Source organism: Vibrio sp. OPT46 (assembly GCF_015163535.1).
GTDB lineage: Bacteria > Pseudomonadota > Gammaproteobacteria > Enterobacterales > Vibrionaceae > Vibrio > Vibrio alginolyticus.
In genome coordinates, this window is sequence record NZ_JADDYG010000092.1 from 149,394 (window position 1) to 155,862 (window position 6,469).

Annotated in this window: 8 protein-coding genes and 1 tRNA gene; 5 read left to right on the forward strand and 4 right to left on the reverse strand. The window is 41.9% G+C overall.

Annotation, left to right across the window (positions count from 1 at the left end):
* The first annotated feature begins 303 nt into the window (after positions 1-303).
* A complete protein-coding gene (locus tag IQR33_RS04105) occupies positions 304-1,314 on the forward strand; it encodes a DUF2804 domain-containing protein (RefSeq protein WP_064354710.1) in 1,011 nt (336 codons plus the stop codon).
* A gap of 7 nt (positions 1,315-1,321) precedes the next feature.
* Positions 1,322-2,179, forward strand: a complete 858-nt coding sequence (locus IQR33_RS04110; RefSeq protein ID WP_005373167.1) for a sterol desaturase family protein — start codon at positions 1,322-1,324, stop codon at positions 2,177-2,179.
* 16 nt (positions 2,180-2,195) lie between these two features.
* Here IQR33_RS04110 and IQR33_RS04115 read toward each other — a convergent pair.
* A tRNA-Gly gene (locus IQR33_RS04115) sits at positions 2,196-2,270 on the reverse strand.
* Between the two features lie 371 nt (positions 2,271-2,641).
* On the opposite strand from IQR33_RS04115, the gene IQR33_RS04120 reads away from it, so the two are divergent.
* The 3 genes from IQR33_RS04120 to IQR33_RS04130 all read left to right on the forward strand — a co-directional run bounded on the left by IQR33_RS04120 (position 2,642) and on the right by IQR33_RS04130 (position 4,416).
* A complete protein-coding gene (locus tag IQR33_RS04120) occupies positions 2,642-3,160 on the forward strand; it encodes a DUF4136 domain-containing protein (protein WP_005373165.1) in 519 nt (172 codons plus the stop codon).
* Between the two features lie 87 nt (positions 3,161-3,247).
* Positions 3,248-3,685: a hypothetical protein gene (locus tag IQR33_RS04125; RefSeq protein WP_322621761.1), complete on the forward strand. Its 438-nt coding sequence runs from the start codon at positions 3,248-3,250 to the stop codon at positions 3,683-3,685.
* Between the two features lie 50 nt (positions 3,686-3,735).
* Positions 3,736-4,416 carry a DedA family protein gene (locus tag IQR33_RS04130; RefSeq protein WP_115386592.1) on the forward strand — a complete coding sequence of 227 codons (681 nt, stop codon included), beginning with the start codon at positions 3,736-3,738 and terminating at the stop codon, positions 4,414-4,416.
* 124 nt (positions 4,417-4,540) lie between these two features.
* Here the strand turns inward: IQR33_RS04130 and IQR33_RS04135 are convergent, their stop codons facing one another.
* From IQR33_RS04135 to IQR33_RS04145, 3 genes are all read right to left on the reverse strand, one after another.
* A complete protein-coding gene (locus tag IQR33_RS04135) occupies positions 4,541-4,864 on the reverse strand; it encodes a hypothetical protein (protein WP_054574645.1) in 324 nt (107 codons plus the stop codon).
* Between the two features lie 86 nt (positions 4,865-4,950).
* A complete protein-coding gene (locus IQR33_RS04140) occupies positions 4,951-5,409 on the reverse strand; it encodes a hypothetical protein (RefSeq protein WP_017633653.1) in 459 nt (152 codons plus the stop codon).
* Positions 5,410-5,737: 328 nt separating this feature from the next.
* Positions 5,738-6,379, reverse strand: coding sequence for a murein L,D-transpeptidase catalytic domain family protein (locus tag IQR33_RS04145; RefSeq protein WP_005373154.1), 642 nt, complete (start codon positions 6,377-6,379; stop codon positions 5,738-5,740).
* Between the last annotated feature and the right edge of the window lie 90 nt (positions 6,380-6,469).

A 6,469-nucleotide genomic window follows, 5' to 3' on the forward strand; every position in this document is an offset into this window, starting at 1 on the left:
ATTTCTTCCTTGATGTGAATAAGCAATCAGTTTATATGAATGTATTTCCATTAAATAGTGATTTTGACCAAGATTCAATGGTTGTAGTGGTCTTTCCTGCGGATGAGAATGTGCAGCTTCTAACCCAGGCAGTGTTGGTTGAGATAGGTAGGGCGAGCTAAGTAAGCGGGTGGTTGAGTGATCAGTTTCACATATAACAAGCAGAAATCACTTTAGTCGATGTTGTTGTGCAGTTACGCAAATTGTTTATGTTAACGTCATGTTAAAGTTTGTGTGTGTGATAACTTGTGAAAAGACAACTATATGGATGAGCTTAAGGTTCTGAACTCGTTTATTCAGCAGAATGGTCTACCAGCGTTTGGCCACCTTGATGGAATTCCAACATCGTTACAGCTAGATAAATTTACCTACCTTGATGAGATGGATAAGCCAGTGTCTAAGTGGCGCCGTTACCGCGATTATAAGCAGTTTCAGTTCGTCAATTTGGTCACACCTGATTACGTCATTGGAGTAGCGATTGCTGATATACGGTATTTAGCATCCGGCTTTTTCTACCTGTTTGATATTAAAAAGAATAAGTTGATTGAGCAACAATGGTTGAAACCTTTTAATATAGGTTATCAAACTCAGCCTTCCAGTTGGTGCAGTCTTGCCCATCTTGCTAACAAAAGAGTTCAGTTTTCTATTAAGGATGGTATTTGGCACGTCCACTTTGTGACAGAGTCAGTCAATGCGGATCTCTATTTACGTCCAGAAAATATGAGTTTGCCATTAATGTTGTGTACGCCAACAGGTTATGCGGGTTGGACATATACTCAGAAGCACAATGCGTTAGCAGTAGACGGTAACTTGTTCATATTAGGAAAAGAGCAAGATCTTTCAGAGGTGGCTGCTGGTTACGATTTTTCCGCTGGGTACATGCGGCGAGAAACAAGTTGGCGCTGGGCGAGTATCAATTGCTTTGAGGATGACAGGCGTCTGGGGTTGAATTTGGCAGCTGGCGTTAATGAAACTGGCTATTGCGAAAATGTATTGTGGATTAATGGTCAGCGTCACTTTTTGCAACCTGTGCAGTTTCAGTTTTCACGAAGTGATGAAGGGCAAAAGTGGCATATTACGTCTGAAGATAAACGAGTTAACTTACAGTTCACGCCTTTGAATCGACGCTCAGAGAAGAAAAATTTTTGGCTTCTCAAAAGTAACTTTCGTCAGTATATCGGTTATTTCTCTGGCTATCTTATCGATGGAAATGGCATCAAACATCAGTTAGAAGAAGTTATGGGTCTTACTGAAGATCACTATGCAAAATGGTAGAAACATAATGGATTGGACGCAGTTGATGGACCGCCCAGAATTACTTCTGATGATTCTGGCTCCAGTTTTCTTTTTCTGCATGCTTGCCGAATATTGGTTCGGACAAAGAAGGGGACGCTTGCCTGAAAGCGCGACGTATTACTTCCCTGAAGTAGCGTGTAATTTTGTTCTTGCGGGCTTACACCAAGCGACAGACATACTCACGGGTTTACTGATTGCTCAGTTGTATTTGTGGTGGTTTGATTGGCGTTTGTTTGATATCGAAATGAGCGTCTCAGCTTTTCTTTTACTTGTTGTCCTGCAAGATTTTTTCTATTACTGGTTTCATCGGGCTAGCCATCGTATTCGTTGGATGTGGGCCGCGCACGTTGTTCATCACAGTTCGGAAAGAATGAACTTCAGTACCGCATTTCGTCAAAGTTTAATGTATCCGCTAGCGGGGATGTGGATTTTTTGGTTGCCCTTGGTGATTATTGGTTTTGAGCCAAAATGGGTTGTCTTCGTTGTGTTGTTTAATCTGGGCTTACAGTTTTTTGTTCACACCCAATCAATTCGTTCGCTCGGGCCACTAGAGTGGGTATTTAACACGCCGTCTCATCATCGCGTTCATCATGGTGTGAACCGTCAGTACATCGACAAAAATTATGCGGGTGTATTAATTATTTGGGATCGAATGTTCGGAACGTTTGAACCAGAGGTGGAAACGGTTCGATATGGGGTTTCTAAACCTGTAAACAGCTTTAATCCCATCCGCGTGACGTTTGCAGAATGGAAAGACATGTTTTATGACGTAACTCGACCAAACTTATCATGGAAACAACGCTGCCGCCGTTTGTTCGCTCCGCCATCGGATTTTTATGAGTAAATTGGGATAAAGAGATTGGAGCGGGCAGCGGGAATCGAACCCGCATCATCAGCTTGGAAGGCTGAGGTAATAGCCATTATACGATGCCCGCGCATCGATAGGACTCAGTTAATATGCCACACTGGACGAAAAAGAAAAGTCTTTTCTCATCAAATGTTTGTCAGTTGCCTAAAAAAGTAGCGGACTGATGTTAAAGTGTTCATTGTCTCTGGTTTTTTGTGGCACTCGCGATTCCGCTACTAAGCCTAGGGGCTTCCAATTAGGTCGTAAACACCGAATTCTTAGGTGTTTAGATGTTGATGATATTCAAGATTTTCTGTGTAAAGGTTAATCTCGTTTATTGAACAGTCACGTTTCATGGTCAAGACTAGATATTGAAATGATTACTTTTTACTGTTGATGCGTATGTATAACACAGGGTAATTCTGCTGAAACAGTCAGCTTAACCAAAGGAGATTTAACATGATGAGAGGTTTGATATTAGGGCTGGTGGTGATGCTGGTATCTGCTTGTACTACCGTTACAACCGATGTAGATAAACAAGCCGACTTTTCAGCTTACAGAACGTTTGACTTCGGTGCTCAGGCGGAAGCTCCTACCAGTATTGATGGTCGACGTATTGAGCAAGGGCTTGCTGAACAGCTTGAGAGTAAGGGTTTAATTAAGGTAAATAGTGGCGGTGACCTTTACGTACATCATGATATCGTAGAAGAATCCGAGCTTGTTTCTTCAGGATCGTCGGTGAGCTTTGGCTATGGCTGGAATAGCTTTGGTGTGATCACTTCAAGCCCAGAAAGATATAAAGAACGTAAGTATGGGAAGTTGGTGGTTGAACTGGTTGATGCAAAGGCTAATCAAGTCGTTTGGAAAGGCGTTTCAAGTCGTAAACTGTCTGAGTCAATGAGCTCTGAGAAAAGAGAATCTCTCATCCAAGAAGAAATCGCGAAGATGTTTGAAAGCTACCCTTACGGTGAAAAATAATTAGTATTCTTAACGATTAAGAATACTAATTGCCAATAGTTACGCACAGGGTTAAAAGAACTTATTATTTTGGTTTTGGTTATCTTTGTGCGTACGACTCTGATTGCTTTACTCGGACTACTTTTCTGCTTGCTGGCTCCGAGCATGAGCCTGGCGCACTCACACCCAAATTTTCTTTCCGTTCATAACCAGAATATCGCTGTTGACGCTAAGTCGAAGCGCTTTTCAGAACATCCTATCTCTCCAATACAACAAGACTATCCGAGTTTAAACAGCCGGAACATATTGAGGGTTAGCCATGCTAAGGAAATGAGCTCGAACGACGATGTAGAACCCGAATGGTTTGAAATGCTTGATGTAGCATGGTGGGCGCATCGTTCGGCAATTTACTCGATGAAGCGGCTAAAACGCATCGGCATTGAGACTTTAGGTTGTTGTATTAAAAGTATTTTTACTCACTTTAAATACAGAATCGGCGTGAGAAAAGAATCGAATTTCATATACCGCTTTATACATGCTCGCTAACACATTCCATGTTTTTGCAACTTTTGGTTAATTATGCTTAGGAGCGGTTTATGTTTGATTCGATCATTCAGGTCTTGAGTGCTTTTTGGCATCAAGATTTCACGGCGTTAATGGCGCCAGGCAGTGCAGGTTTGGTTTATTTTGTTGTTGCTGTGATTATCTTTTTGGAAAGTGGTTTTATTCCTGCTGCACCTTTCCCATGCGACAGTGTCGTCGTATTATCCGGTACGCTGGCGGCGGTTGGCGTCCTTGACCCAATTATGATCATGTTGGTGATAGCTGTTAGTGCGGGGTTGGGAAGTTGGGCGGCTTATTTACAAGGCAAGTGGCTAAATCGCTTACCTAAGGTCCAAGGCTGGGTGAGTGCGGTTCCTCAAAAGCGTTTGGAACAAGTCGACGTATTACTCAGTAAACATGGATTGGTTGCGCTTTTGTGCGCGCGGTTTATTCCGGTTGTTCGTTCCCTATTGCCATTAATGATGGGGTTGCGAGTGAAACGTATTAGTAAATTCCATTACTTTGCGTGGCTGAGTGCGATTTTATGGACGCTGATATTATGCGGTTTTGGTTCATTACTTCCTTTGCTACCGGAAAATATGAGCAAAGCAATCACAATGCTATTAATGGCGGCACCAATAATTACTCTTGTGATTGGAGTGCTTAGTTTCTTGTTTGTTAAAGCACGTCGAGCGTTCTGTAAACCCAAGGATGTGTCTGAGTTTTCTCAGTAAGTTTACTTGATTTGCACTTTTAAGCTTGTATGCAGATTAGACATCTAATCGACAGGTTTTTATCAGTAAAAAGAAAGGCGCATACATTGCGCCTTTCTTTTTGAGTGTCGTTAGGGTTTCGAATTTAATAGCCAATGCTATATAAGTATTCGCCAACTTCTTTGCACTGAGACTTGTAGATGTTCTCTACTTCAGACTCATTCTTATCTGCTGCTTTAAATTCAAGTTCGGCAGACGATAGCTGGTCAAAGCTGTAGTCTCTCTCAGACATTAAGTAGTGTCTGAACATCGCTCTGTGTTCCGGAACTGCAATACGTGCGTTAGAAACGTTGGCACACTCTAACAGAGTGTCGTTACTCATTTCTTCTGGCTTAGTTTCTGTGTTTGCTAAGGTTGAGCCCGCTGAAAATAGTAATGCTAGTGCGATGGTTGTAGCGATTCTTGTCATTATATGGACCTCAAATTGGTTCTAGTAACAATGAGCATATTGGCTCTTATCGTTACATTTTCGTGTTCTCTGTATGTCATAAAAAGTTAAACAACAGAGAAGGCGTTGCGACCATGAGTAAAGACGTACATTAAGTTCGCTTCCTTTCTTCCTGAGAGGCGATAAAGAGAGCGTTGACTCATGAGTCCGCCATAACTGTCTAGAGGTAAGCGAGATGCTTGTTTTGCCAACTCCAGTAGTGGTGGAGAAGAGAAAGCAATAAGTAAAAAATAATCAGGAGTAAAATCTGATGATAAAACGCCATCAGTAGCTGATGTTCGGCGACAGGAGACAAGCCCGAACAACTCGCGCTTTATATGTAGGTAGTAACTTTCTGAACCCCAAGAGCTCAGAGAAGCTGAGGCATGAAAATCAGTGTGTGCTAGCTCAAAATCGTCTTGTTGAGAGAGTTTAAGTAGGCGCTCGGAAGTGTAATGTTTGGTGTGGTGCCACTCATGCGCATATGAAGCTGTGATGAGCCCTGAAAGCAGGGACAAAGAAAGCATCAATAATATACGGTGTAGATAACGCAAGAAGTAACCCTAAACATATAAAGCCACAGTTACCCACCATGATTAAGGAATCTTAGTGGAACTATGATAACGATGAAAGCCAGTGTCTGATGAACTCCGCGTATACTAACGAGATGGAAGGGGGATGAACAGAGTTTTCTGATCGCACTTAGGTATATCAGCGAATAACACAATAATTTTTCGCTTTCGAGTAAGCGAAAATGGAAAGAGAGTCGTTGCACAAGGACGATTAAGCTAACAGGATTATTACTGGGGAAGAAATAGAATCTTCTTTTTCTTCCCCATATTCGTCGCATCGATATTATGCGCTTGCGTAAATAACGCTGCCGCCTTTTATGGTGTCAATGATCTCGCGAGACAACTTCTCTGGCAAAGCAGGGCAACCCCAGCTGCGTCCGAGGTATCCATTCTTCTTGATGAAGGAAGGGTTTGCGTAATCGGCACCGTGCACGACAATGTAACGCTCGCGAGCTTTGTCGTTTAATCCAGAGCTTAGCCCATCTAATCGAAGTGAATAGCCATTTGAGCCGTAGTAAGTGGTATCAGTCAAAAAAGTGCCCAATGATGTTTTTCGCGAGTTTACGACATTTGAAAACTGTGTCGCTGTTTTCTTTCCGCTGTTCACGCCGTGAGAAACATACGTATTGTAGATTAGCTTCTTTTTATCTAAATCAACCACATAAAAACGCTTTTCAGTTGATGGTTTACTATAGTCGATGATCGTTAGTACCGACTTCTTTCTATCGGGTGTCTTCTGATAAGCGATGTAAGCGTCACTGAACAACTTAAAGTCTACTATGCCATCTAGCTTGGCTTGTTTAAACACATGTTCAACTTGCTTTGGTCGTAAATGATCCCTGGGTTCGTTATCTGATTGTTTTGCAAAAGCAAAAGGTGATACAGACAACAGCGCACATGTAAATAATAAAATTAACTTTTTCATCTTGGCTAAATAAAACTCTATGGTGTTACAAATTTACCGATTGCTTCATGCATTCGTTAAAACAACATGCACATCAATATAATTCTATTC